We start from the raw sequence: 25,659 nt of genomic DNA on the forward strand, positions 1-25,659 counted from the left end.
CCAATGCGGCCATATTTGGCGACCGCTCAATGGGGTATGCTCAAAAAAAGTGCAACAACTATATTAGAGGAACGCTCATATGACGCTTCGCCCGACTGCACTGGCGCTTGAGCCCGGCGAACTGAGTGACGCCACCAGGGCGTATTTCGACAAATGCGTCGAGAAGCTCGGGCTGATCCCGAATGTGCTGCTGGCCTACGCCTTTGATGAAAAGAAGCTCAGGGCGTTCACCGACATGTACAATGAGCTGATGCTGGGCGAATCCGGCCTTTCCAAGCTGGAGCGCGAGATGATCGCGGTTGCCGTATCCTCGGTCAACCACTGCTATTATTGCCTGACCGCGCACGGCGCGGCGGTGCGGCAGCTTTCCGGCGATCCGGCGCTTGGCGAAATGATGGTGATGAACTATCGCGCCGCCGACCTTTCGCCGCGCCAAAGGGCGATGCTCGATTTTTCGGTGAAGCTGACCGAACGGCCGGCAGAGATGGAGGAGGCCGACAGGGCGCGTCTGCGCGAGGTTGGCTTCAGCGATCGCGACATCTGGGATATCGCGGCGACGGCTGCATTCTTCAACATGTCGAATCGCGTCGCCGCCGCCGTCGATATGCGCCCCAATCCGGAGTATCACGCGATGGCGCGATAGGCCGGTCAAAGTGGCGGGTGCGCGCATGAAACCGTGGGAGCGCAAATGAACGACACCGCAACTGGCCCGGACTGGACAGGCACCGCAGGACCGAGGCTTGTCGACCGTCCGGCGCATCGTCGCTGGCTGCTGTCGCGCGCCTTCGAACTTTTTGACTTCTTCCAGCCGGCTGCCTTCAATCCTGCGGGCGGGTTCTTCACGCTGGACGAGCTTGGCCGGCCGAATGCCGCGCGGCCTGCCCATGCGGGCGTCGAGCGGCAACTGCACGACACCACGAGGATGGTGCATTGCTTCGCTGTCGCAAGCCTGCTCGGCCTGCCGGGCGCGGATCGCGTCATCGACCACGGCATGGACTTTCTGTGGCGCCGGCACCGCGATTCCTCTCATGGCGGCTATTTCTGGGCGGTCGACGACGAGACGCCGACCAACCCCACGAAGCAGGCATATGGGCATGCCTTCGTCCTGCTTGCGGCTTCATCGGCAAAGGTTGTCGGGCATCCGCTTGCGGACAGGCTTATCGGCGATGTCACGGAGGTGCTGCGCACGCGATTCTGGGAGGAGACGGCGGGCGCAACCTCGGAGGAATATGCTGCCGACTGGTCGCCGATCAGCGACTATCGCGGGCAGAATTCCAATATGCACCTGACCGAGGCGCTGATGGCGGCCCATGAGGCAACGGGCGATACGGACTATCTGGCGATGGCGGGCCGCATCGCCGACCTTATCGTCAATCGCCACGCGCGGGAGCAGGGCTGGCGGGTGGCCGAACATTTCGACAGGGCCTGGAATGTCGATATTGCCTATGCCGGCGATCCGATGTTCCGCCCGCGCGGCACGACGCCGGGGCATGCGCTGGAATGGAGTCGCCTTCTCGTCCAGCTCTGGCAGCTTGGCGGGCGGCAGGTGGAATGGCTGCCGGAGGCGGCCGCATCGCTCTTCAAGCACACCACGGAAATCGGCTGGGACCATTCGTCGGGGGGCTTTTTCTATACGCTCGACTGGAGCGACCGGCCCGACCAGAAAGATCACTTCTGGTGGCCCTGCGCGGAAGGCATCGCTGCCGCCGCCGTATTGGGGACTGCGCTGCCGGAACCGTTTTTCGAAACCTGGTATCGCCGCATCTGGGGCGTCGTCGCCAATCATTTCATCGACCGGCGCAATGGAAGCTGGCTTCCTGAACTCGACGCCGGAATGCGCCCGGTCAGCCGGGTCTTTACCGGACGACCGGACATCTACCACGCGGTGCAGGCATGTCTGATTCCGCTGCTACCTGCTGATGGCAGCATCACGCGCGGCCTCATGAAGGGCGATCTTCAACTCGGTTGAGGCTTGCGGCCATTGCCGCAAGGTTCTCTTCGGGCGGGTGGCGCGGGTTCCACCCCGCAATATTCAGGGCGGTGCCGTCCACGAGCAGATCGCCGAAAAGCTGTTCGGCCATGTGCGACCGTCCCGTTGCCTGCATAATCGCCCGCATCAGCCAGACAGGCGCGGGGAACAGGTGTTCCGGGCGACCGAGGCTCTTTCGAATCGTTCCCACGATCTCGCGAAGCGAAAGCGGGCGCGCATCGGTGACGTGGAAGATGCGGCCTTCAATGCCCGGAGCCGTGGCCGCGAACGTGACGGCCTCGATCAGGTTGGACAGGCCGACCATGCTGCGTCGGTTGTTGACCGAAGCGAAGGGCAGCGGCCACGGTGACAGCGCTAGCCGCGTGAGGCTCCGGATATTCGCCCTGGGGCCTTTTCCATAGACGAGAGGCGGGCGCAGGACGACCGGCCCTATCTCAGGCAAGTCGAGCACCGCGCGCTCGGCGCGCGCCTTGGACTCGCCATAGGGGCTGAGCGGATTGACGGGCATGTCGGGCGTGAGCACGCCCTTGTTGGCGGCAACGACATTGATCGTCGAGACAAGCACGAACCTGCGGATGCCCGCGTCCTGTGCGCGCTGCGCGAGGTCGCGCGTGAAAGTGTGGTTGGCGCTTTCAAATTCCTCCGGCGTCGGGGTCGAGCGCCCGGTCCGGTGCGCCAGCCCTCCGAGGTGAATCACCGCGTCCGCGCCATCGAGCGCCGGAAGCGGCTCTCCGTGCCGGATCGTCAGGACCGAATGGCCCTGCGACATCAGAAGCGGAACAAGCGCCGTTCCGACGAAGCCGCTGGTGCCGGTGACAGCGACCTTCATGCGCCGCTCGTGGTCCTGTCGCCTTGCCCTGCGCCGAGGATCGTCGCGGCGATGATCCTGAGGTCCGCGCTGAGCGAGCGCCGGTAGGTCGCATCCAGCTTCGCAAGCCGCTCGGGATCGGACATATCCACGCCCGCGATCTGGGATACGCCGGTGATGCCGGGGCGCATGGCCAGCACGCCCGCCTTCCTGCGCGCCTCGATCAACTCAAGCTGGGTCGGCAGGCAGGGGCGGGGTCCAACGATGTTCATGTCGCCCGCCAGAACGTTCCAGAGCTGGGGCAGTTCATCGAGCTTGGTGCGACGCAGGAAATGACCGACGCGCGTGACCGCCGACCGGCCCACCTCATGCGTTGGCCGGTCGCCCGTATCGGCATGCATGGTGCGCAGCTTCACACATGTGAACGGTTTGCCGTTTTCGCCGATGCGCACCTGTCGCAACAAGGCGGGACCGGGCGAATCAAGCCGAATCAGCAAAGCGCAGGCCAGAAGCACGGGCGATGCGAGCAGCAGGCCGATGGCCGCCGCGCCCGTGTCGAAAAGCCTTCCGTTCAAGTCCATTGAGCCGCCGCAGAATCTGCAAACATTTGCGGGACCTACCAAGCCGGCCGCCCGTTCGGCAAGGGCTCAATCGGCGGCGTGAGGCGCGGGCTCTATCGACGCAGCCGCACGTCGAGCGCAAGATCCGGATCGATCGAAGCTATCCGTGTCAGTCCATGGGGCTTGATGCTGCCGGTGATCATTGGCGCGTCGATCCTGCCCCAACCTGCGCAAACCCTTGTCCTGATTGGAGTTTGCCCGGTTCCGACACAACTTGACCCCGCGCCCCAATGCCCGCTGGTCTCGACTGTCGCGACTGCCGCGAGCAAAGCAAACACGGCGCTCGCCGCCACTTTCGAATCTGATTTCATGGCCCACCCAATCGCCCCATCGATTGTGACGGCAAATAGAGCACAGGCTTATTGAAGTGGGACTTACAGCATAGCTAAAATTTGATCTGTTAAGGCAGATTTTGTAAAGTCGACTCAGTTGCCGCAAACGCTCTTCACATTCACGTGCGCCCACTTGCACAAAGGATGTCGTCACGCGAAAGCAGGATAGCGGCAGGTTCATTCAGCGTAAAAAAACCAATCGCGGGGTTCGGTCTACCGCGAATTTCAGGAAAAGCATGCGTCGGCGGAAGGGCACATCCGTGCCGTTCCGGCGCGGGTGCGGTTCATTGGGCACATGTTGGACGAACTGGAAATGGGGCGGGGCTTATGAGGGGAAGCTTTATTCGAAGTATCGCGGTTTTCCTCGTTCTCGCGGTCTGCACTGGTGCGGCCTATTTCATGCTTCGCGATCCTAGGCCGATTGCGATGGTGCCCAAGCCGAATGCCCAGGTTGCGCCGCTGGGCAAGATCAAGATCACCTTCGACCGCGCGATTTCCCCGGCCGACACCGAGGTGCGAATCGAAGGGCGGACAGGCACCGATACCTTTCCCGTCATGGGCGACATCGAATATCTCCCTTCCGAGGAAGCCATCGTCGTCACCACGAGCAGCATCCTCAAGCCTGCCGAATACAGCGTGAAGGTCTATTCCCGGGACGACCAGCTTGCGGACTGGAACTTCAACGTCAACGAGGCAGAAGGCATTGCATCGACCGGCAGCCCTCCGATCCTGATCGTGCAAGGCGGGAAGAAGGATTTCAGCGCATATTATGGCGAGATATTGCGTGCCGAGGGCTTTACCGATTTCACGATCGCCAGCGCGGCCGAGGTCCGCGAACTGGAATTGGCGGGCTACGAGATTGCGATCGTTGCGGGCAATATCGATGACGCCCTGACAAACCGGCTGGAAGATTGGGTCGAGGACGGCGGAAATCTGGTTGCAATACAGCCTTCGGGCGCGCTTGCACAGTTGGCGGGGGTGGCCACGGAGAATTTGGTGCAGACATCGGGATATCTCAGCTTCGACACCGGGCAGGCGCCGGGAGCCGGGCTGGTCAAGGAGCCGATCCAGTTTCATGGTCAAGCCGCCAGGCTGACCGCGCAGCCCGGCACGAGCGTCATCGCTTCCCTGCGCTTCGACGGGAATGATGAGTTCACGCCCGCCGCAACGGTGCGAAGCATCGGCTCGCTTGGTGGCGAGGTTTCGGCGCTCGCCTTCGATCTCGCCTTGTCTGTCATGTTGACCAGGCAAGGCAATCCCGCATGGGCCGGACAGGATCGGGACGGATTGCCGCCGATTCGTCCAAATGACCTGTTTTTCGGGAATGCGAAGGACGATCCGCAGCCGGACTATCTCGATCTCGAAAAGGTCGCCATTCCGCAGGCCGACGAGACGATGCGCTTCCTGTCGAACCTGATGCTTCACCTTCAGCGGGACGGGACCCCGTTGCCGCGCTTCTGGTATTTCCCGAAGGACTACAAGGCGGCGGTGGTCATGGCCGCCGACGATCACGGCACGAAGGACGGGACCCGCAGCTTCTTCCAGCTTCTGGACGAATTCAGCCCCAAGAATTGCAGCCTGGCCGAATGGGAATGCGCTCGCGCCACGTCATGGATCTATGCGAGCAGCGGCCTGACTGTGAAGGACGCCGAAAAATATGCCGCGACCGGGTTCTCGGTCGGATCGCACATATCCACGGATTGCAAGGACTGGACCCGGGCGTCGCTCAACAATGCGATTGCACGCGATCTGGGCGTATTCCAGCAGCGATTCCCATCGCTGCCGACGCAGGTGACCAGCCGGCTGCACTGCATTGTCTGGTCCGACTATCTGAGCCATGCGGAAATCGAGCGGAGCTGGGGTATCCGGCTCGATATGAACTACTACTACTGGCCGGAATCCTGGTTGAGAAATCGATCCGGCTTCATGACCGGTTCGGGACTGCCGATGCGATACGGCACGCCGGACGGCGAGGTCGTCGATGTCTACCAGCAGGAGACGCATCTGGTGGATGAGATTTTCAATTCCAATCCGGGTGCCGTGGACCGGCTCATTGAAAGTGCGCTCGGTCCGGACGGGTTCTATGGCGCCTTCGGCACCCATATCGATTTCTCGAACAGTTTTGCCACGGTTGTGGTCGACGCCGCGCGCAAATGGAATGTTCCGATGATTTCCGCGGATCAACTCCTCGCGTGGCAGGATGCAAGGTCCCAGTCCACCTTCGAAGGTGTGAGGCTGGAGGGACAAATCCTGAGCTTTGCGATCAACACCCGTGATGACATGGGCGAGGCGCTGACCGCGATGCTTCCGCTCGATTCAAAGGCCGGCAGGCTGTTGGCGATCGCGCGCAATGGCGAGGCAGTGGCGTTCCGGAGCGAGAGGATCAAGGGCGTCGACTATGCGATGTTCCCGGGCGGGCGCGGGCACTATAGCGTTACCTATGAGACGGAAGCAGCGCGGAACGAGCCTTGATGACAGCAGCAAGCGGGCGGGCGGGCGACCCTCTCAAAGCCCCTGCTGGATGATCCAGTTGCAGGCCTGGCGGTTGCCTTCGAGGTTGCACGCGCGGTTCGCCTGCAGAATCTGGATATAGTAGTTGCATTGGTTGGGATCGCCTCCCATGCAGTTCTGCCCGAGGCTGGTCATCCGGCATGCCAGCGCGAACCCGTTCACCTGACATGCGCGCTGGTGATAAGGCAGGCAATATCGCGGATCGGCGTAAGTCAGGCAGGAAGCTTCCAGCATGTTGGCGCTGTTGTTGCTGTAGCAATACAGCTCTCCGGATGCGTCGAGTTCGCAGGGACCGCTCTGCGCGTTCGCCAGCGCAGGAAATGCGAGCGCAACAATGATCGGCGCAACCCGACGCATCATATGTCCGGCGCTGGCCATGTTTGGCCCCCTCATGCGATACCGTGCCGGACGCTATCAAAACCGCAGGGCGCGGCAATTTCCCATTAAGGCGTATTGGCTATCGCGTGGGCGCTTCCGCGAGAATGTCGCGGTAGCTGTCGCGCAAGATGTTCTTCTGCACTTTCGCCATGGTGTTGCGCGGCAGTTCGTCGACCATGACGACGCGCTTCGGCAATTTGTAGTTGGCCAATCTCGGGCGAAGCGCTTCGGCGATGTCGCCTTCGCTTATGTCCGCACCGCGTTCGGGCACGACGACGGCAACCACCGCTTCGCCGAAATCGGGATGAGGCACGCCAATGACCGCGCTTTCGACGACGCCGGGAATCGCATCGATCTCCAGTTCGATCTCCTTGGGATAGACGTTGTAGCCGCCTGTTATCACGAGGTCCTTGCCGCGCCCGAGTATCCACACATAGCCGTGCTCGTCGATCCGGCCCAGATCTCCGGTGATGAAAAAGCCGTCCGGGCGGAACTCGCTGCGGGTTTTTTCCGGCATGCGCCAATAGCCGGAAAAGACGTTCGGGCCGCGCACCTCGATCACGCCGATCTCGCCGGTCGGCAACTCCTTGCCCGTGTCCTGATCGCAGATGCGAAGGTCCACGCCGGGAAGGGGAAAGCCGACCGAACCCGGCACACGCGCGCCCACCAGCGGATTGGACGTGTTCATATTGGTCTCGGTCATGCCGTATCGCTCGAGGATCGCGTGCCCGGTGCGTTCGGCGAACGCCCTGTGGGTTTCGGCGAGCAGCGGGGCCGAACCCGATATGAACAGGCGCATGCGTTCGGTCGCCGCGCGGTCGAGGCCGGGCTGGTCGAGCAGGCGCGTGTAGAAGGTCGGGACACCCATCAGGACGGTTGCGCCGGCCATCGCCTCGATGACGCCGGCCGCATCGAACTTCGGCTGGAAGATCATGCTGGCGCCCGAAAGCAGGACGAGGTTCGTCGCCACGAACAGGCCGTGCGTGTGAAAGATCGGCAGCGCGTGGATCAGCACGTCCTCCCCGGTAAAGCCCCATGTCGGAAGCAGCGCCTCGGCGTTCGAGAGCAGATTGCCGTGGCTCAGCATCGCGCCCTTGGAGCGGCCCGTCGTGCCGGATGTGTAAAGGATCGCGGCGAGGTCATCAGCGCTGCGCGCGGCATCGGGTGCGTCCGCCTGCGCGGCGGCGACGAGATCGGGTAGGGAACCGCTGCCGTCGGCGCCCAGCGTTTCCGTTCGCCCGACGCCGTTCTGCGCGGCGACGGGGCGCAGCAGTTCCAGCTTCGCGGGGTCGGCGACGAACATCGCAGGCTCTGCGTCACCCAGGAAATAGCCGATTTCAGAAGGCGTGTAGGCTGTGTTCAGCGGCAGGAAGATCGCTCCCGCGCGCACGGATCCGAGGTAAAGAAAGAGGGCCTCCGGCGATTTCTCCACCTGTGCGGCAACACGGTCGCCCACGGTGACACCGGCTGCTCTCAACGCCGCCGCATAGCGCCGCGACCATCGCACAACTTCCCCATAGCTGTATCGCCGCCCGTTCTGGCAGATGATGCAGGGCCGGTCCGGATCGCGATCAGCCGGAAGGATTCGGGAAATGAGATGGTTCGTCATGGGCCTTGCTTGTCGCGTTATCCCGGCATGCCAACTGATGCCGCGAAGTGAAATACCATACAAGGCAGGAAATTTCTGGCGGAGAAGGAGGGATTCGAACCCCCGATACCCTTGCGAGTATGCCGCATTTCGAGTGCGGTGCTTTCAACCACTCAGCCACTTCTCCACGCCATTGAAAACATTCACAAATCCGGACCGGGGCGGGTGGTTGAAAACGCCCTGTGGCTGCCGAATAGCTATCGAATGTCTCCCGACGCGGGCTTCTCTAGCGCTAACGGCACTGTTTCGTCAACGCGTTCATCTGCTGCCGGTTTGAAACCAAGCAGACGCAGTGCATTTGCGGTGACCAGCACGGTCGCGCCGGTATCGGCAAGGATCGCCGGCCAAAGCCCGGTGATGCCCAGAATGGTCGTGACGAGAAAGACCCCTTTCAGCCCCAGCGCAATCGCAATGTTCTGCCGGATATTCGAAAGCGTTGCCTTCGACAGCTCCATCATCACCGCGATATCGCCGACCCGGCCGTGCAACACCGCCGCGTCGGCGGTTTCGAGCGCGACATCGGTTCCGCCGCCCATTGCGATGCCTATGTCGGCTGCGGCAAGCGCGGGCGCGTCATTGATACCGTCCCCGACCTTTGCGACGACGAATCCCTGCTTCTGGAGATAGGCAACGATGCGCTGCTTGTCCTCCGGGAGAAGCCCGGCCCGGACTTCGATGCCGAGGCGGGCGCCGATGGCCTCGCCGGTCCTGCGGTTGTCGCCCGTCAGCATCACAGTCTTTATTCCCGAGGACGCCAGCTTGCGCAGCCCGGCCACCGCGTCCGGTCGCGGCTCGTCCCGCATCGCGATGAAGGCCGCGACCTTGCCGTCGGCGACAAGCACAGAAACTGTCTTGCCCGCATCGTTCAACCCGGCGATCGCGCTCTGATCCTCCTGCGAAAGCCCGGCCATTTCCGCTGCGGCGGCGGGCGAACCCAGAAAAACCTGCTTTTTATCGACGATGCCCGACACGCCCTTTCCGCCGATGGCCTTCGACCCTGAGGCGGGCGGAACCGCGATGGTGTCGGCCTTCGCCTTCGCCAGGATGGCCATTGCCAGCGGATGGCTCGATCCCGCTTCCAGCGCGGCGGCGAGCGCCAACGCATCCCGCTTGCTCCCGCCTCGCGCAACGATGTCGGTGACTTGCGGCCTGCCCGCCGTCAGCGTGCCGGTCTTGTCGAGCGCGACGGCGGTGATCCCGCCCAAGCCTTCCAGCACCGCGCCGCCCTTCATCAAAAGGCCGCGCCGGGCGCCCGCCGAAAGTGCTGCGGCAATGGCGGCGGGAACGGAAATGACCAGCGCGCAAGGACAGCCGATGAGCAGCAGCGCGAGGCCCTTGTAGATCCACTCGGACCAGGAGGCTGACCAGAGCAGGGGTGGAACCACGGCGACGAGTGCGCCCAGCACCAGCACGCCCGGCGTGTACCAGCGGGAAAAGCGGTCGATGAACCGCTCCGTCGGCGCCTTGCTTTCCTGCGCCTCTTCGACGAGACGGACTACACGGGCGATGGTATTGTCTGCCGCCGCCGCCGTCACCCTGATGCGCAGGACGCCGTCGCCGTTGATCGTTCCGGCAAGCGCCTTCTCGCCTGCCTCGCGGCGAACGGGAACGCTTTCGCCCGTCACCGGGCTTTCGTCGATCGAGCTTGCGCCTTCGATGATGTCGCCGTCGGCCGGTATCCGGTCGCCGGGGCGAACGACGATCGTCGCGCCAATGTTCAGGCTTTCCGCCGGCACCTCGCGCATCTCGCCGTTTTCTTCGACGCGTGCGGTTTGCGGCACGAGTTTCGTCAGCGCCTGGATACTGGCGCGCGCCCGGCCCGCCGCGACGCCTTCGAGCAGTTCACCGATGAGGAACAGGAACACGACCATCGCCGCTTCTTCGGCTGCGCCGATGATGACCGCGCCGACCGCAGCTATCGTCATCAGGGTCTCGATGGAAAACGGCGTACCGTATCGCGCGCCCATCGCGGCGCGCCAGGCGATGGGAACAAGGCCGACAAGCATCGCCAGCGTGAAGGCATAGGCATCGAGCGACGGCACCATGCGTCCGACGATCCAGGCAAAGGCCACAGCCCCGCCGCTTGCGGCGGTGAGCACGGCCTTGCGGGAGTTCCACCACGGCCCCTCGGTCGGGCCGTGATCGTGACTGTGCAGGCCCGACGCCTCTTCTTTGCGGCTTGCAGCCTTTTCATGGTCATGCCCGGCGCAATCATGGCCGTCGTGATCGGGGTGCGCGGGGCTCGCCGGTTGCGCATTTTTTGCGTTGGCATTCTGCACGCCATAGCCGAGTTTTCGAATGCGCGTGGTCACCGCCTCAAGATCGGCGTCCGCCGAATGCCTCAGCACCATTGTCCCGGCCTGCACCGACACAGAAGCGTCCACCACCCCTTTGACGCCCTTCGCAGCCGTGGAAACCTTGGTCGCACAGCTTGCGCAATCCATGCCGTCAACGCGGAAACGCGTGGTGAGTGTGCCGTCCATGCCAGTGCCTTTCCTGCGGGAATGCAACTGTGCTACATCCTCTAGTGACTAGAGGAGCAAGCGGAAAATGCCCGGCGTGACGATTGGCGAAGCATCCAGGCTGAGCGGGGTGAAGGTGCCGACGATCAGGTATTATGAGCAGGTCGGCCTGCTCCCCGCGCCGGATCGCACGGCGAAACACCGACGCGTATATGGAAAGCACGACCTCAATCGTCTGGCGTTCATCCGGCATGCGCGGGAACTCGGCTTCGATACAGAGGCGATCCGCACGCTGCTGGCACTGCAGGACAATCCGCGTCAATCCTGCGAGGCCGCCGACGAGACGGCACGAACCCGGCTGGCGGAAGTGGATCGCCGCATCGCCAGCCTGCAGGCCCTACGCGGAGAGTTGCTTCGCATGCTGGCTAGTGGCTGCGAGGGTCACGTCGAGAATTGCCGCGTGATCGAAACCCTGTCAGAACACCATCACCACGGACCGCTTGCCTGAGCGGATGCCTTAATACCTGCGCATCCGGGGCGAGTTGAGCGCGACGAAAGCGAGCGCGACGAGCAGCGTCGTAACGCCTATCGTGACAACGCCGGCCGGGGTAATTCTGGCGCTGCCTTGCAGCGAGATGCTCTTCCCGATGCGAAGGTTGTACGTCGCCTTCATCTCTTCAGGATGGGTCGGAATATCGTCGATTGGCGCGCTTGTCTCATCGGTCATCGGCTTGCCTCCTGTCCGAAGAGCATACGCGCAATCCACCGCTCAAGGCCAACCGGAAATTGCGCCGCATGGGCGCGGGCGGCGGTCAGCGTTGCCGCCATGCCTGCGTTCGTCTCAGCAAGAGCCGGGACACCGCGCCGTGGACCAGCCGCGCGGCGACATTCGTATAAAAGATCATCATGCCCATCGCCGCTGCCGGGGCGATGTCTCCGGCGTCGTCCATGTTGAGCACGGCTACGGAGGCGAGTTGCGTCTGTGTCGAGTAGAGGAAGACCACCGCCGACACGGTGGTCATGGCATTGACGAAGAGATAGATCGCGATGTCGAGGATCGCGGGTAGACACACGGGCACGGTGACGCGGATGAACAGCCTGTGGAAAGGCTGTTTCAGCGAGGCGGCGACAGGTTCGAACTCCCGGTCCATCTGCTTGAGCGCGGTCAGCGCCGTCAGGTGCGAAACCGTGTAGAAGTGGGTCACCGTGCACACCACGAGGATCGTCGTGGTGCCATAAATCACATTGAGCGGGTTGGCCGGATTGTTGAAGAAGAAAATATAGGAGAGGCCCAGAACCATGCCGGGCACAGCCATCGGCAACATTGCGAGGAACTGGAACAGCGTGCGCCCGGCCCGGAAACCTTCGCTCTTTTCCATCATATAGGCTCCGGTAAAGACGATGATCGTCCCGAAGATCGCCGTCAGCAGGGCCATGCGGATGGAGTTGTAATAGGCGCCCCAGCCGCCGCCATCCATGAGGTCGAAACGGAAATTGCGGAGGCTCGGCGTCAGGTCGTAGGGCCAAAATTTGACGATTGCCGCGAGTTGGCACACGCCGATCATCACCAGGATGAAGGCGGCGATCAGGCTGCAATAGGCCAGGCAGCCGAGATCGAAACGAGGATTTTGCTTCGGCTCGTAGGGAACTGCGCGCGCCGAAAGCAGGGCCACTTGTCGTTTCTGTATCGTGCGGTCCACGAAAAAGGCGACGACCGCCGGCACCAGCAGCAGCACCGACACAACAGCGCCCATTTCGAAGTTCTGCTGGCCGATCACCTGCTTGTAGATGTCGACGGCAAGCATGTTGTATTGCCCGCCGATAACCTTGGGCAGGCCGAAATCCGTGATCACCATCGTGAAGACCACGAAAGCGGACGAGATGATCCCGTAGCGCGCGCCGGGAACGGTAACGGTCCAGAAGGTGCGCCATCTGGAGGCGCGCAGCGCGGCGGCGGCTTCATAGTGGCGGGCGTCGGCAATTGAAAGCGCGGTCGAAATGATCAGCAGCGCGTGCGGCAGCGTGAAGAACACCGAACCGATCACGATGCCGATCGGTCCATAGATGGAATTGCCCATCATCCAGCTCTTGAGCAGGCCCTGATTGCCGAACAGATAGACAAGCGCGATGCCGGGCAACAGGGAGGGCACCAGTATGGGAACTGTCATCACGAGCCGGAAAAAGCCCTTGAAGGGCATGTGGCTGCGGTTCAGCGCATAGGCAAGCCCGAAGGCGATCGATATGACCAGCGCTGTGCTGATGAGCCCCATCAGCACCGAGTTTCCGATGGAATTGGCCAGCGAGGGCGTCGAGAAATAGTTGACGAAATTGTTCAGCCCAAGCGCGCGAACGGGCCGCAAAGACACTCGCCGGAACGTGTTGGAATCGACTTCGACCCAGTCCGTGCCGCGTTTCAGTTCCGATCCGACGAGGAAGGCCGATTCCGGAGTGGTACCGCGCAGTCGGTAGTTCACCGGGCTGCGGAACGAGAAATCCTTGAACAGGGCCGTGACCGGCAAGCGCCCATCCGATCCGGTGTCAAGCTGTTCCGGCCCAAAGGCCTGCGCTTGCGCATTCAGCTCGGCGACCGATTTGGCCGGGCCGAAATTCGCGCCCGTTCCGTCGCTCTGTTGTATCTCGAACAGGTTCAGATCGAAATGATAGGTCGAAAGCGATTTCGACAGGAGCACGTAGAGTGGCAGGGCAAGCGCGACGATCAGATAGAGCGCGATCACCAGCATCAACCCGCGCCTTGTCACGTCGTCCGACGAGAGCTGTGGTCGCAGGGCCCGCCCGGCGGGCAGGGTCGCCGTCGCCGCGGTCATCATCTTCCCCCGGCGAAAACGAGCACGCGGCTCTGGGGAAGCTCGGCATGCATCCTGCATCCGGTCTCGATCCCCAGGCGGCGGACGGCGTTTATCGAGAAATCCGCAATCAGCACACCCTCGCCAAATCGCGGCGAGGACAGGCGGCACCGCCAGAATCCGCCCAGGAACTCCATCTTCTCAACGGTCACGTCGATCAGGTTCTGCGGCGTTCCGACCTGCTCGGTCACGGTGAGCGCATGAGGAATGATGTCCACCGGGCGGATGACCGCCGTGACTTCGGCGCCGGGCTTCATGTCGTGCGGTGCGGTCATGAGTTCGGTGGCTGCCAGTGCGATGCGGTCTGGACCAAGCGTGGTGGCTGGGAAGCGGTTCGTTTCGCCGATGAAGTCCGCGACGAACAACGTGCCGGGCTGGCGATACACTTCGGTCGGCGTGCCGACCTGCTCGATCGTGCCTTGATTCATCACCACGATGCGGTCCGCCATCGCCAGCGCTTCCTCCTGGTCATGCGTGACCATGATCGTCGTGACGCCGAGCTTGCGCTGCAATTCCTTGATCTCGTGTCGCAGGTGCACGCGCACCTTCGCGTCGAGCGCCGAAAGCGGCTCATCGAGCAAAAGCAGTCCGGGCGACACCGCCATGGCGCGGGCCAGCGCAATGCGCTGCTGCTGACCGCCGGAAAGCTGCGCCGGATATTTCTTCGCCTGGCTGGTCAGTCCGACAAGCTCCAGCAGCTCGGCGACGCGCGCCTTGATGTCCGCCTTCGAGCGCCGCGCATTTTCAAGCCCGAAGGCGATGTTCTTCTCGATGGTCAGGTTGGGAAAGAGCGCGTAGGACTGGAACACGATGCCGTAGTCGCGCTTCGACGGCGGCAGGGTCGATATGTCCTTGCCCGCTTGTCGGATGGTGCCGCGGGTTTGCAGGTCGAGGCCCGCGATGGCGCGCAGCAGGGTCGTTTTTCCGCAGCCCGAGGGACCCAGAAAACAGATGAACTCGCCTTCCTTGACGGACAGCGAGACGCCTTTCAGGGCCTGGAAGTCCTGAAAGGATTTCCACACATCGCTGATGGTGAGGTAGTCCGGCTTCGCGGTTTCCGATTGGGGCACGGCGTTTGCCGGCGTTGCCGCCGTCCTGGCTACGGTCAGGTTTCTCATCGTTTCCACCGCGAATGATGCATTGAAAAAGGGCGCCGCTCCATGCGACGCCCTTTGAGGAATTCAGCTCTTCGGCTCCGACTTGGAGTCGTATCGCTTCGCCCACTCGGTAAGGATGGCCTTGCGGTTGTTCGCCGCCCATTCGAAATCGTTCTTGATCATGTGGTCGGCGACATTCTCGGGCAGGTTCTCGACCGGCTTCGCGATGCCGGGATAGGCCAGAACCGCATATCCCTCATTGTACATCTCGTTGGCTTCTTTCGAGACCGAGAAATCGACGAGCTTCTGCGCTGCTTCGAGATTTGCTGTGCCGGCCACGATCGCGGTGGCCTCTGCTTCCCAGCCCGATCCTTCCTCCGGGAAGATGATGTCGAGCGGTGCACCCGCCGACTTTGCCTTCGCGCCGGGGAATTCGAACGAGACGCCGACGACGGTTTCGCCTGCGCCGGCCATCTTGCAGGGCTTGGAGCCGGAATGCGTGTAGGCCGAGATGTTGTCGTGGAGGCTGTCCATGAACTTCCACGCGTCTTCTTCGCCGAACATCTGGATCCATGCGGACACGTCGAGGAACCCGGTGCCGGACGAGTTGGGGTTCGGCATCACGACATGGCCCTTGTATTCAGGCTTGGTGAGGTCCTTCCAGCTCTTGGGGGCGGCGAGCCCGATCTTTTCGGCTTCCGCGGTGTTGAAGCAGATCGCCGCAACATAAGCGTCCATGCCGGTCCAGGTGGGCGGCGTGCTGGTGTCCACGAAGCGTGGGTCGAGCTTCTCGACCCCGGCCGGCGCATAAGGCTCCAGCATGCCCTCGCCCTTGAGCAGCAGCAGCGAGGTCGCCGCCAGCCCCCAGACCACATCGGCCTGCGGATTGTCCTTTTCCGCTAGCAGCTTGGCGGTCATCACGCCGGTCGAGTCGCGGACCCAGTTGATCTTGATGTCGGGGTTGGCCTTCTCGAACGTTGCCTTGTAGCGATCCAGATCGACCGCTTCGATGGCGGTGTAAACGGTGAGGTTTGTCTCGGCGAAAGCAGCCGATGCGGCCAGTGTTGCCGCCAGTCCTGCGAGGATTGAAGCGAAACGAGATGTCATAGCGGGTTCCCCATTCGGTGACACATTCTGCGATGGTGTGAGACGCTTGCCCTCAGGCAGATCACCGGCCCGAACACCGCCGGTGCGTATCGTCATCAGCACCGTATGGGGACCGAATCGATAAAGAAAATCTATTTATCCTATACTGCGATAGAGCAGGCTGATATTTGTCACGGGGTTGTCACGCCCGTTCCGGGCGGGTGGAGCGACCGCTTCCGGTCAGGCTCCGAAGAGCCCAGAAACAGTCTCTTCGCCAATGGAAAAGCACGTGCTCGCGCCGGTTCCGCCCGTGACCATGACGAGCCTTGTGTCCGGGGCGGGCGCGTCCGCGAAATAGGCATGATCGGCGCACCAGGAATAGGTTCCGACCCAGCGTGCAATCACCTTGGGCGCGCGACCGAACAGCTTTGAAAATTCGCCGAGGATCAGTTCGTCGATCCTTTCGGAACCGAACGGATCGGGCGTTGCGGCATAGTGATGGGAATCGCCGACGACCAGCGATCCATCCGCGCTTTGCGTCACGATGAGGTGTACGCCATTGGCGAGCGCTTCCGCACATTCTGCTTCGAGCCGCCTTCGGAGCGGCATTGCCTGCGGCAGCATGGCGTAGGCTTCGTAACGCAGCAGGGAGAGGTCCGAGATCACGGCGCTCTTGATGCGATGCCCCGGATCGGCGAGGCGCAGCATCTGGAGCTTGCAGCGCTGCACCTTGCGCGCGGCGATTTGTTCCGGGAACAGGGTCGTAAGGTCATCGCCGGGACACACCACGACCTTTTCCGCGTGGTACGGACCATGAGAGGTTTCGACCATGCCTTGCGTCACGGCGGTGACGCAGACGCCACGGCGGAACACCACCCCGTGCCGCTCTTCAAGAAATGCGGCCAGCCGTGGAACCGCATGCCGGGATTCGACTCGCAGTTCATGAGGACTGTACATGCCGCCCGCCAGTTGCGCGGCATTCAGACCCTCGACACGACTGGCCGCCTCCGCGGCCGTCAACAGACGGCAATGCTCCTGTTCGGGAAAGGATTTGAAGGCCTCCAGCAGGTCCATCGCTTCGGCGCGTTGGGCGACCACAACCTTGCCTTGCTGGAGAATGTCGATCCCCGCCTGTTCGGCCAGCTCGATCCATATGTCGCGGGTCCGCATCGCATGGGCGCGAGCCGCGCCCGGTTGCTGGCCCGAAACGACCACAAGGCCGAAATTGCGGATCGACGCGCCGTTGGCAGCAGCGTCGCGGTCGATCACCACCACGCGCAGGCCGCGCCTTGCGGCTGCCAGCGCATGCGCCAGGCCGATGATGCCGGCTCCGACGACGGCGAGGTCGAAGGCCATCAGGCGGCGAGCTTGGCGCGTTCCTCAAGCGCGGCGCGGGGCGGGGCGGCGCTGGCGACATCCATCTCGGCCAGCGAATGGCGCGCGGCGTCCACGACCTGCCGCATCACATGCTCGTCCATCCGCCCGATACAGCCGATGCGGAAGGATTCCACCGCGGTCAGCTTGCCGGGATAGATGATGAAGCCCTTTTGCTTCATGAGATCGTAGAAGCGGCTGAACACGAATCTTTCGTCCGCAGGGCAGAAGAAGGTAACAATGATCGGCGACAGCCATGTGTCCGCCAGAAGCGTCTCGAACCCGAGTTCGCGCATGCCGGCCACCATCACGTCGCGGTTCCGCGTATAGCGCGCGCCCCGCGCGGCGACGCCGCCTTCGGCCTCATGCATCTTCAAGGCCTCGACAAAAGCCGCCACCACGTGGGTCGGCGGCGTGAAGCGCCATTGGCCCGTCTGCTCCATGACCTCCCATTGCGCGTTGATGTCCAGCGACAGCGAGTGGCTGTTGCCCCGGGCGGCCTCCAGTTCGCTTTTTCCGGCGATCACGAAGCCGAAGCCCGGAACGCCTTCGATGCATTTGTTTGCCGACGAAACCATTGCCGCGTAGGGGATTTCGCGAACATCGAGCGGGATCGCGCCGAACGCGCTCATGGAATCCACCAGCAGGTCGCGGCCGCGCGCGATGACCGCATCCGATATTTCCTTGAGCGGATTGAGGATGCCTGAACTCGTCTCGCAATGAATTGCGACGACATGGGTGATGGCCGGGTCCGCATCGAGCGCCGCGGCGACCTCCATTCCGCGTGGCGGAAGGTAGTCGCCCTTGTCGATCAACATGCAGGCGCGGTTCAGATAGTGCATGGTCTGTGCGGCGCGCAGGCCGTAGGCGCCGTTTGCAAGCACCAGCACCTTGCCGTCGCGGGGCACGAAGCTGCCGAGCATCGCCTCGACGCAGAAGGAGCCGGATCCCTGCATCGGCACGCAATCATATTCGCCCTTGCGGTCGCCGGTCAGCGCGAGAAGCCGACGGCGCAGGTCGGCGGTCATGTCGCGGAAATCGCCGTCCCACGACCCCCAGTCGCGCAGCATCGCCTGCTTGACAGAATAGGCGGTGGTCAGCGGCCCCGGCGTCAGCAGGTAGGGTTCGCCCATCGCGGGCGCTTCAAACGATCCTGCCGCGGTCTTGGTCTTTCCGGCGCCCATGCGTTGTCTCCAGATGCTCTTGGACCCCAATGTCATACGGCGCGATTGACCTATCTGCACAATCGTTATTTTGTATCCTTCGATAAGCGCCGCATATGGGTCGGGAGAGCGCCATGCGATATGTCCAGCTTCGCGCATTTCACTACGTGGCCATTTGCGGTGGATTTTCGCGCGCCGCCGAGGCACTTTTTCTCACCCAGCCGGCCATTTCCGATCAGGTCCGCAAGCTTGAGGAAGAGTATGATGTGCTGCTGTTCAATCGCCACAAAAAGCAGGTGAATCTCACGCGGCAGGGCGCGCGCCTGCTCGAAATCACCCGACGCATGTTCGATACCGAACAGCAGGCGCTGGACCTGCTTTCGGAATCGCGGGCGCTGCGTTCCGGCACGTTGCGCATCGTGGCGGACGCCGCCCACCATCTTCTGCAGATTCTCGCGCGCTTCCGGGAGAAATATCCGGGCATCCGTGTCACCGTGCGCGCCGGCAATACCCAATCCGTGATCGCCAGCCTGTTCGCCTATGAGGCCGATATCGGCGTGCTGGGCGAAATTCCGGAGGGGCGCGAGTTCGACATTTTGAAGCTTAACTCGTCGCCCATCGTCGCCTTTGTTTCGCGGGACCATCCCCTTGCGGGTACCCGGAAACTCAGCTTGCACCAGTTGGCGGCACAGCCGCTGGTGATGCGCGAGCGCGGCTCCAAGACGCGGCACAAGCTCGAAGCGCTCGCCGTTTCGCAGGAAATCGAACTCAAGCCCACCATCGAGGCGGAGGGTCGCGAGGCGGTACGGGAGATCGTCGCGTCGGGTGCCGGCATCGGCTTCGTGTCGCGCGCCGAATTCGGCAATGACGCCAGGCTGCTGCCCATCGAGATAGACGCGCCGGAGATGCTGATGGACGAGGCGTTGATATGCCTGCGCGAACGCTCCAGCGGCAAGCTGGTCAAGGCGTTCTGGGACATGGCCAGCAGTTCGATCAATGACTAGAGCGTTTCGCAGTTAGTTTGAAGCATTCTGCCGGCGATGGTTTGCGACAAGGCCAAGGGGTTTGTCGCAGGTCGGGCTGGTGGCCCGGACAAGACAAAGACCGAAGGATTTGGCGCAAAACGGCCCGGCCCTTCTGGTTTGCGTTTGGCGGGCACCCACTTCGTCATGCCGCTCGACCGGGCAACCAGCCCGTTCTTCGCGACCTTCCTTGTGGATCGCCTCGCCAAACGACAAACAGAATGATTCAAACTAACTGTGAAACGCTCTAGCGTCTGACCTTAGCCCAATGCGGCGAGGGCCATTCCTGCCAGGGCGGACAGCGCGACGACGATCCAGGGCGGCGCGTTCCAGGCGGTCAGCGCAACGAACCCCGCCAGCGCAAGCGAAAAATCGCGCAGGTCGGCAATGGCGGTGGTGGAGACCGGCGCGTAGAGCGCTGCGGCAAGGATGCCGACGACGGCTGCATTTGCGCCCCGCATCAGGGATTGCGCCGCCGCAGCCGAGCGGAACTGGTGCCAGAACGGCATCACCGCGATCAGCAGGAGGAAGCCCGGCAGGAAGATCGCCGCGAGCGCAATGCAGGCGCCCGATATGCCGTTCGGCTCGGAACCGAGAACCGCGCCGAGATATGCGGCGAAGGTGAACAGCGGTCCGGGCACGGCCTGTGCTGCGCCGTAACCGGCAAGGAAGGCATCCGGCGAAACCCAGCCCTGCTGCACGACCTGCGCGTCAAGCAACGGCAGGACGACATGGCCGCCTCCGAACACCATCGCGCCTGCGAGATAGAAGCTGTTGAACACGGCAAGCGCGTGCGATTGCGTTGACAGAACCGGCAACAGCGCCAGCAAGGCGAAGAAGGCGACGAGGGCGGCCGTCGCCGTGCTCTTTGAAAAGGGCAGGGGCAACTCAGTGCCCTGCGGCATGACTTTTCCAAGGCCAAGCGCAAACCCCACCGTCGCCCCCGCCGCAATGGCGACGAACATTCCGATGGCGCTCGGGACAAAGGCCAGAACAATGACAGCCAGCAGGGCAATCGTTGCGCGCTCGCGATCCGGACAGAGATTTCGCGCCATGCCCCAGACCGCCTGCGCGACGATCGCGACAGCCACGATCTTGAGGCCGTGCAGCGCGCCGCCCGCCGCCGGTCCCGTCAGGCTCCAGGCAGACATGGCGAACGCCAGCATGATGAGCGCCGAGGGCAAGGTGAAGGCGATGAATGCCGCCAGCGCGCCCGCCCATCCTGCGCGGATCATTCCAATGGCAAAGCCGACCTGGCTCGACGCGGGGCCGGGCAGAAACTGGCACAGCGCCACAAGGTCCGCATAGGCGTGGTCGTCAAGCCAGCGACGGCGCACCACGAACTCGTCGCGGAAATAGCCGAGATGGGCGATGGGTCCGCCGAACGAGGTCAGGCCAAGCTTGAGAAAAGCAAGAAAGACTTCGGCTGCATTTCCCCGGCTGGGATGCTGGCGGTCCATCGGCTACCTGATTTCGCTGACGCATTCCGCTCAATCTAGCACACTGGCCCGCATGCGGCAGAAGGCGAATAGCCGCCAAGCTGCATGTGCTTGGCGGGTGGCCGATATGTCACCAGGGCAGCGAGAAGGTCTTGACGTTGGTGAACGACTTCATCGCTTCGATGACGCCTTCCTTGTAGCCGTTGCCCGAGTCCTTGATGCCGCCGAACGGGCTCATCTCGATCCGGTAGCCCGGCACTTCCCAGATGTTCACGGTGCCGACCTGCAACCCGCCAATGTATTTCCGCATGCGACGGAAATCATTGGTGCAGACGCCCGACGACAGGCCGAACGCCGTCGAGTTGGAGAGCCGGATCAGGTCGTCGTCATCGTCGGGTGCGCGTATCACCGGCACGACCGGGCCGAATGTCTCCTCCATCACCAGTTCGGACCCATGCGGCACGCGATCCACGACGATGGGCGGCAGGAGCGCGCCGCTGCGGCCCGGATCGTACAGGACTTCCGCCCCCTGTTCGGCGGCCGTGTAGACGCGTTTCTCGAAGAGCGCGGCGGCCCTTTCATGCACGACGGTGCCGAGTTCCGTCGCGCGGTCCATCGGGTCGCCGAACCTGATTTTCCTGGCGCGCTCCAGCACCAGCGGCACGAAGCGATCCGCGATGCTTTCCTGCACCAGAATGCGCTTCACCGCCGTGCAGCGCTGGCCGGAATTTTTCGTCGCTCCGGTGACCGCGAGGTCGGCGGCCCTTGCGAGGTCGTCGTCGGACAGGTCGTTCAGGATGATGAGCGGATCGTTGCCGCCGAGTTCCAGCACCTGCCGCCTGTATCCCGCCTTCGAGGCGATGAGTTTGCCGACAGGCACGCCCCCGGTGAAGGTGATGAGGTCGATATTCGGATTGGTAATCATCTCGTCGCCGATGTCCTTCGGCCAGCCCGTGACGACCGACAGCATTTCGGGCGGCAGACCGGCCTCGTAGAGAATGTCGGCGAGGATCAGCGCGGTCATCGGCGTCAGTTCGGTCGGCTTCACAACGACGCAATTGTTGGTGGCGACGGCGGGCGCAACCTTGTGCGCCACCATGTTGAGCGGATGGTTGAAGGGGGTGATGGCCGAGATCGCTCCGAGCAGCGGCTCGCGTGTCGTGAAGATCTTGCGCTGCCTGCCATTCGGGGTGATGTCGCAGGAAAAGATTTCGCCGTCGTCATTCAGGCACAACTGGCCGGTGAGAGTGAACACGTCGACGGCGCGACCCACCTCGTAGAGCGAGTCGAGCTTGGAGATGCCAAGCTCGAGGGTCACCAGGTCGGAGATTTCCTCCTTCCGGGAATCGAGCAGTTCGGCGGTCCTGAGCAGAATCTTCTGCCGGTCGTAGCGTGTCAGCTTCGACTTGTAGTTTGCAGCGATCTCGAACGCCTCGCGGGCATGCGCGGCATTGCCCGCCGGAACGGTTCCCACAACGGCATCGGTGTAGGGGTAGCGGATGCCCAGCGTTTCCTCCGCGTCCACCTTCCTGCCCGCGATCCGCATCGGCTCGTGACGAACCGCTATCGCATGTTGCGGCCTGTCCATGGTGCGCACCTCAACTTTGGGCTGCGGCGGTCACCGCATGGAAAAAGGCATCGAAATTGCGCAGGACCGGCGCGTCGGGCATGTCCGGCACCACGCGGTTGACGATGAACGGCACGGCCTGTTCCGTCAGTCCGCCATGCGAGCGCAGCGGTTCGTCGAGCGCCGCCAGATCGTGCCGGTTCTCCGAAGTGCCGATTGTCTTGTTCTCGCCGGAAATCATGATGACGTCGCCGACGCGGTCCGGTGGCAATTCGAAGCGCGCGCATCCTTCCTCGCGGCTGAGAACAAGCGTGATGCCTTCCACCTTGCGCAGCCTGTCAATGACGGCCTGCCGGTCGGCGTGCTGCGGGAGATAGGCCGTGGCGAAGGATCCGAGCGCTCCATGGTGCACGACATAGGGATCGGTGATCGGCAGGATAACGCGTGCCTCATCCTTGCCGAGCCATTGGTCCATCAGGTCCTGAACATAGACGACGTCGGGCGAGCCGTCCGGATGATGCTTCGGTTTCATGCCGTGGTCCGCGGTCACGACGATTGCAGCGCCGAGTGCATCGAGTTGGGCAAAATAGGTGTCGAACATGGCGTAGAAGTCGTTCGCCTGTTTCACGCCGGGCGCATATTTGTGCTGCACATAGTCGGTGGTGGTCAGGTACATCACGTCCGGCCGCCATTCCTTGAGAAGCTTGACCCCCGCCGCAAAGACGAATTCCGACAGGTCCGCCGAATAGACCTCCGGCACCGGTCGACCCAGCCATTGCGATGCGTTGTCGATGCCGTGCGCGGCTCTTGTGGTGGTATCCGATTTTTCGGAGGAGAAGCAGATGGCGCGGTCGTCCTCGAATGTCAGGCCGTGGCCGAGCAGAGCCCGCAGCTTGTCCTTTGCGGTCACCACGGCGACCTTTGCGCCCGCATCGTGGAACGCCTTGAACACGGTGGGCGCGCGCAGGAACTTCGGATCGTTCATCATCACCTCCTCGCCCGTTTCCGGGTTGTAGAGATAATTGCCGCAAATGCCGTGCACGGCAGGCGGGCGTCCGGTTGCGATGGACATGTTGTTCGGGTTGGTGAAGCTCGGGATCACGGAAAAGGCGGTTCGCACCGTTCCGTCCTGCATGATCCGCTCCAGCGTCGGCATCAGTCCCGCCCCGATCGCCTCGGCGAGATAGGCCGGCTCGCAGCCGTCAAGGCAGATTGCTATGGCAGGCACGCGCGGCCATGGATATTTGCGGCCATTGGCTTCGACCGAGACGGGTGACATCTGGTTCATCGCTATGCTCCGGGGCTGATCTTTGGATGCGCGTCCGACCGACATCCGGTTGGCCTGTCAGGGGTGCGCTTTTGGTCTCGCGAACCTTGTGAACCACATCGATCTATTTGCCAAATCGTTATTCCTTATCGTTACCATAGGCAGGGCCGATACATTTTCACCCTTTGGAGACGGCACGTTTGCGCGCCTTCGCGCCGGGCTGCGCGGGCATTTCCAATGTTGACTTCGCATGGCCGCCGGGCTAAAGGCGTCTTACTTCCGGCGTGGAGCCCGTCTCCGCGCCGGTTGTGCTTTGAACCCGAAACAGACTGATAAAAAGACGACGGGGCGATCCTCGGGATTGTCTACGCCGAAGTGAACAGCGAAAGGCAAAAAATGTTCGCAGTCATCAAAACGGGCGGCAAGCAGTATCGCATCGCCGCCAACGACCTGCTCAAGGTCGAAAAGCTCGCCGGAAATGTCGGCGACACAGTGGAATTCGGCCAGGTCCTGGCCTTCGGCGAGGGTGAGAGCGTCACGATCGGCGCTCCCTTCGTCGATGGAGCGACAGTGGTCGGCGAAGTGGTGGAGCAGGGCAAGGCCCGCACCGTCATCGCGTTCAAGAAGCGCCGCCGCCAGAACTCGCGCCGCAGGATCGGCCATCGCCAGTTGCTCACCACGGTCAAGATCACCGAGATCCTGACCGGGGGCGCCAAGCCGGCGAAGAAAGCCAAGGCAGAGGCTGCTCCCGCTGCGGAAGCTGCTGAGAAGCCTGCGAAGAAAGCGGCTCCCAAAAAGGCTGCCGCGACCGAAGAATAGGTAGTTGAAGGACTTTCGCCATGGCCCCCAAGTCGGGAAAGGAAACTCCGCGCAAGAAGCGCAAGTCCGAGGCAGATCGTCCGCGTGTAATGGTGACGGCGTCGATTACCGCGATCAGCGGTGGCGGCGTCCGGCCTGAAAAGAAAGCCGAACCGGACCTGGCGACATTGCCGGTCAAGGGCACGGCATAGGAAAGACTGAAGGAGAACCACGATGGCACACAAGAAAGCTGGCGGTTCGTCGCGCAACGGCCGCGATTCAGAATCCAAGCGCCTTGGCGTCAAGAAATTCGGCAGCGAGGCAGTCGTCGCCGGCAATATTATCGTGCGCCAACGCGGCACCAAGTGGCACCCCGGCGTCAATGTCGGGATTGGCAAGGATCATACGCTTTTCGCGCTCGAAGCGGGCGTCGTCGCATTCAACAAAAAAGCCAATGGCCGAACCTACGTGTCGGTAAACCCGATGCCGAAGGCCGCGGAGTAGCCGGTTCCGCACCAACAACACCGGCGCCCCATCTCGGGAACCGGTGTCTGGCAAGTCCAGGAAATGGATCAGGGGAGATGGGTCGCCACCCAGCTCCCCTTTTTCTTTGCCTGGAGGACTTCACATGGTTGCCGAGACGGAAGATTTCGATGACGAAAGTTACACCATAGATCGGCCGGTCCTGAACACCGAGCGGCTGGTTCTGCGCGCGCCGCGCGAGGAGGATCTTGATGACCTCGTGCGCCTCGCGGACAATCGCCGCATCGCCGAGATGCTGGCGCGCGTGCCGCATCCCTACACCGAGCGCGATGCACGCGCCTTTCTCGCCATCACCAGCAACGGCATTGCCGGAGGTGCGACCTATGCCCTGACGCTCGCCGACACCGGTGCGTTCATCGGCACGGCGGGGCTCGTCTCGCGCGACCATGGGCTGGAACTCGGCTACTGGATCGGCGAGACCTACTGGAACAAGGGCTATGCCACGGAAGCGGCGCATGCGCTGGTCGATCTCGCGTTCCGTGAGACGCGGACCAATACGGTCCACGCTGCCTGCCGGGTCATCAATCCCGCCTCGCGCCGTGTCATCCACAAATGCGGTTTCCAGTATGCGGGGCAGGGCATGCTGGATTCCATCGTGGCGGGCAAGGTGCCGGTCGAGCGCTACCGGCTGGACCGCAAGACCTGGGTCAGCCTGCGCACATGGAAGAACTGAGATGTGTGGCGGCCGTC

General features: G+C 62.7%; 23 protein-coding genes, 1 tRNA gene and 1 pseudogene. 10 read left to right on the plus strand and 15 right to left on the minus strand.

Going from position 1 to position 25,659, the window contains the following annotated elements; all coding sequences use genetic code 11:
• Positions 1 to 79: 79 nt before the first annotated feature.
• Together M9924_08985 and M9924_08990 are read left to right on the plus strand one after the other, a co-directional pair.
• Positions 80 to 643, plus strand: a complete 564-nt coding sequence (locus M9924_08985; protein MCO5064543.1) for a peroxidase-related enzyme — start codon at positions 80 to 82, stop codon at positions 641 to 643.
• Between the two features lie 45 nt (positions 644 to 688).
• Positions 689 to 1,969, plus strand: a complete 1,281-nt coding sequence (locus tag M9924_08990) for an AGE family epimerase/isomerase (protein ID MCO5064544.1) — start codon at positions 689 to 691, stop codon at positions 1,967 to 1,969.
• Here the strand turns inward: M9924_08990 and M9924_08995 are convergent.
• Positions 1,941 to 2,819: an NAD-dependent epimerase/dehydratase family protein gene (locus tag M9924_08995; GenBank protein ID MCO5064545.1), complete on the minus strand. Its 879-nt coding sequence runs from the start codon at positions 2,817 to 2,819 to the stop codon at positions 1,941 to 1,943. The two genes, M9924_08990 and M9924_08995, sit on opposite strands and share 29 nt — an antisense overlap.
• Complete coding sequence (locus M9924_09000; protein ID MCO5064546.1) at positions 2,816 to 3,379, minus strand: sugar transferase; 564 nt, start codon at positions 3,377 to 3,379, stop codon at positions 2,816 to 2,818. The genes M9924_08995 and M9924_09000 overlap by 4 nt, the downstream gene beginning before the upstream one ends.
• A 698-nt stretch (positions 3,380 to 4,077) precedes the next feature.
• Between M9924_09000 and M9924_09005 the strand changes: the two genes are divergently transcribed.
• Entirely contained in the window at positions 4,078 to 6,222 is a 2,145-nt protein-coding gene (locus tag M9924_09005) for a hypothetical protein (protein ID MCO5064547.1), read from the plus strand.
• 33 nt (positions 6,223 to 6,255) lie between these two features.
• Here M9924_09005 and M9924_09010 read toward each other — a convergent pair whose 3' ends face one another.
• The 4 genes from M9924_09010 to cadA all read right to left on the minus strand — a co-directional run bounded on the left by M9924_09010 (position 6,256) and on the right by cadA (position 10,770).
• Positions 6,256 to 6,639, minus strand: coding sequence for a hypothetical protein (locus tag M9924_09010; protein MCO5064548.1), 384 nt, complete (start codon positions 6,637 to 6,639; stop codon positions 6,256 to 6,258).
• Between the two features lie 79 nt (positions 6,640 to 6,718).
• Positions 6,719 to 8,248 carry a malonyl-CoA synthase gene (locus M9924_09015; protein MCO5064549.1) on the minus strand — a complete coding sequence of 510 codons (1,530 nt, stop codon included), beginning with the start codon at positions 8,246 to 8,248 and terminating at the stop codon, positions 6,719 to 6,721.
• A gap of 76 nt (positions 8,249 to 8,324) precedes the next feature.
• Positions 8,325 to 8,414: transfer RNA gene (locus M9924_09020), tRNA-Ser, on the minus strand.
• A 70-nt stretch (positions 8,415 to 8,484) separates the two neighbouring features.
• Positions 8,485 to 10,770, minus strand: a complete 2,286-nt coding sequence (gene cadA / locus M9924_09025; protein MCO5064550.1) for a cadmium-translocating P-type ATPase — start codon at positions 10,768 to 10,770, stop codon at positions 8,485 to 8,487.
• Positions 10,771 to 10,837: 67 nt separating this feature from the next.
• Here cadA and M9924_09030 point away from each other — a divergent pair, with 67 nt between their 5' ends.
• Complete coding sequence (locus tag M9924_09030) at positions 10,838 to 11,257, plus strand: helix-turn-helix domain-containing protein (GenBank protein MCO5064551.1); 420 nt, start codon at positions 10,838 to 10,840, stop codon at positions 11,255 to 11,257.
• A gap of 9 nt (positions 11,258 to 11,266) precedes the next feature.
• On the opposite strand, the gene M9924_09035 is transcribed toward M9924_09030, so the two are convergent.
• The 6 genes from M9924_09035 to M9924_09060 all read right to left on the minus strand — a co-directional run bounded on the left by M9924_09035 (position 11,267) and on the right by M9924_09060 (position 18,354).
• Entirely contained in the window at positions 11,267 to 11,476 is a 210-nt protein-coding gene (locus M9924_09035) for a hypothetical protein (GenBank protein MCO5064552.1), read from the minus strand.
• Between the two features lie 85 nt (positions 11,477 to 11,561).
• Positions 11,562 to 13,574, minus strand: coding sequence for a putative 2-aminoethylphosphonate ABC transporter permease subunit (locus M9924_09040; GenBank protein MCO5064553.1), 2,013 nt, complete (start codon positions 13,572 to 13,574; stop codon positions 11,562 to 11,564).
• Positions 13,574 to 14,731, minus strand: a complete 1,158-nt coding sequence (locus M9924_09045; protein ID MCO5064554.1) for a putative 2-aminoethylphosphonate ABC transporter ATP-binding protein — start codon at positions 14,729 to 14,731, stop codon at positions 13,574 to 13,576. Before M9924_09045 ends, M9924_09040 begins: the two co-directional genes overlap by 1 nt.
• Before the next feature lie 63 nt (positions 14,732 to 14,794).
• Positions 14,795 to 15,817: a putative 2-aminoethylphosphonate ABC transporter substrate-binding protein gene (locus tag M9924_09050; GenBank protein MCO5064555.1), complete on the minus strand. Its 1,023-nt coding sequence runs from the start codon at positions 15,815 to 15,817 to the stop codon at positions 14,795 to 14,797.
• A gap of 219 nt (positions 15,818 to 16,036) precedes the next feature.
• Positions 16,037 to 17,152 carry a TIGR03364 family FAD-dependent oxidoreductase gene (locus tag M9924_09055; protein MCO5064556.1) on the minus strand — a complete coding sequence of 372 codons (1,116 nt, stop codon included), beginning with the start codon at positions 17,150 to 17,152 and terminating at the stop codon, positions 16,037 to 16,039.
• Positions 17,152 to 18,354: a 2-aminoethylphosphonate--pyruvate transaminase gene (locus M9924_09060; protein MCO5064557.1), complete on the minus strand. Its 1,203-nt coding sequence runs from the start codon at positions 18,352 to 18,354 to the stop codon at positions 17,152 to 17,154. Before M9924_09060 ends, M9924_09055 begins: the two co-directional genes overlap by 1 nt.
• A 113-nt stretch (positions 18,355 to 18,467) precedes the next feature.
• Here M9924_09060 and M9924_09065 point away from each other — a divergent pair, with 113 nt between their 5' ends.
• Both M9924_09065 and M9924_09070 read left to right on the plus strand, forming a co-directional pair.
• Positions 18,468 to 19,337 carry a LysR substrate-binding domain-containing protein gene (locus M9924_09065; GenBank protein MCO5064558.1) on the plus strand — a complete coding sequence of 290 codons (870 nt, stop codon included), beginning with the start codon at positions 18,468 to 18,470 and terminating at the stop codon, positions 19,335 to 19,337.
• Positions 19,338 to 19,373: 36 nt separating this feature from the next.
• A complete protein-coding gene (locus M9924_09070; GenBank protein MCO5064559.1) occupies positions 19,374 to 19,580 on the plus strand; it encodes a hypothetical protein in 207 nt (68 codons plus the stop codon).
• A gap of 35 nt (positions 19,581 to 19,615) precedes the next feature.
• Here M9924_09070 and chrA read toward each other — a convergent pair whose 3' ends face one another.
• The 3 genes from chrA to phnA form a co-directional block, all read right to left on the minus strand.
• Positions 19,616 to 20,815 (minus strand): chromate efflux transporter, encoded by a 1,200-nt coding sequence (gene chrA / locus M9924_09075; protein MCO5064560.1) that lies wholly within the window; start codon positions 20,813 to 20,815, stop codon positions 19,616 to 19,618.
• Between the two features lie 109 nt (positions 20,816 to 20,924).
• Positions 20,925 to 22,382, minus strand: coding sequence for a phosphonoacetaldehyde dehydrogenase (gene phnY, locus M9924_09080; protein ID MCO5064561.1), 1,458 nt, complete (start codon positions 22,380 to 22,382; stop codon positions 20,925 to 20,927).
• 10 nt (positions 22,383 to 22,392) lie between these two features.
• Positions 22,393 to 23,649 (minus strand): phosphonoacetate hydrolase, encoded by a 1,257-nt coding sequence (phnA, locus tag M9924_09085; GenBank protein MCO5064562.1) that lies wholly within the window; start codon positions 23,647 to 23,649, stop codon positions 22,393 to 22,395.
• Positions 23,650 to 24,024: 375 nt separating this feature from the next.
• On the opposite strand from phnA, the pseudogene rplU reads away from it, so the two are divergent.
• From rplU to M9924_09105, 4 genes and pseudogenes are all read left to right on the plus strand, one after another.
• A pseudogene (gene rplU / locus M9924_09090) lies at positions 24,025 to 24,441 on the plus strand (50S ribosomal protein L21).
• Positions 24,442 to 24,467: 26 nt separating this feature from the next.
• Entirely contained in the window at positions 24,468 to 24,638 is a 171-nt protein-coding gene (locus tag M9924_09095) for a hypothetical protein (GenBank protein MCO5064563.1), read from the plus strand.
• Between the two features lie 22 nt (positions 24,639 to 24,660).
• A complete protein-coding gene (rpmA, locus tag M9924_09100) occupies positions 24,661 to 24,930 on the plus strand; it encodes a 50S ribosomal protein L27 (protein ID MCO5064564.1) in 270 nt (89 codons plus the stop codon).
• A gap of 124 nt (positions 24,931 to 25,054) precedes the next feature.
• On the plus strand, positions 25,055 to 25,642 hold the full coding sequence (locus tag M9924_09105; protein ID MCO5064565.1) for a GNAT family N-acetyltransferase: 588 nt from the start codon (positions 25,055 to 25,057) through the stop codon (positions 25,640 to 25,642).
• Positions 25,643 to 25,659: the final 17 nt, after the last annotated feature.

The organism is Rhizobiaceae bacterium (assembly GCA_023953835.1).
Classification (GTDB): Bacteria; Pseudomonadota; Alphaproteobacteria; order Rhizobiales; family Rhizobiaceae; genus Mesorhizobium_G.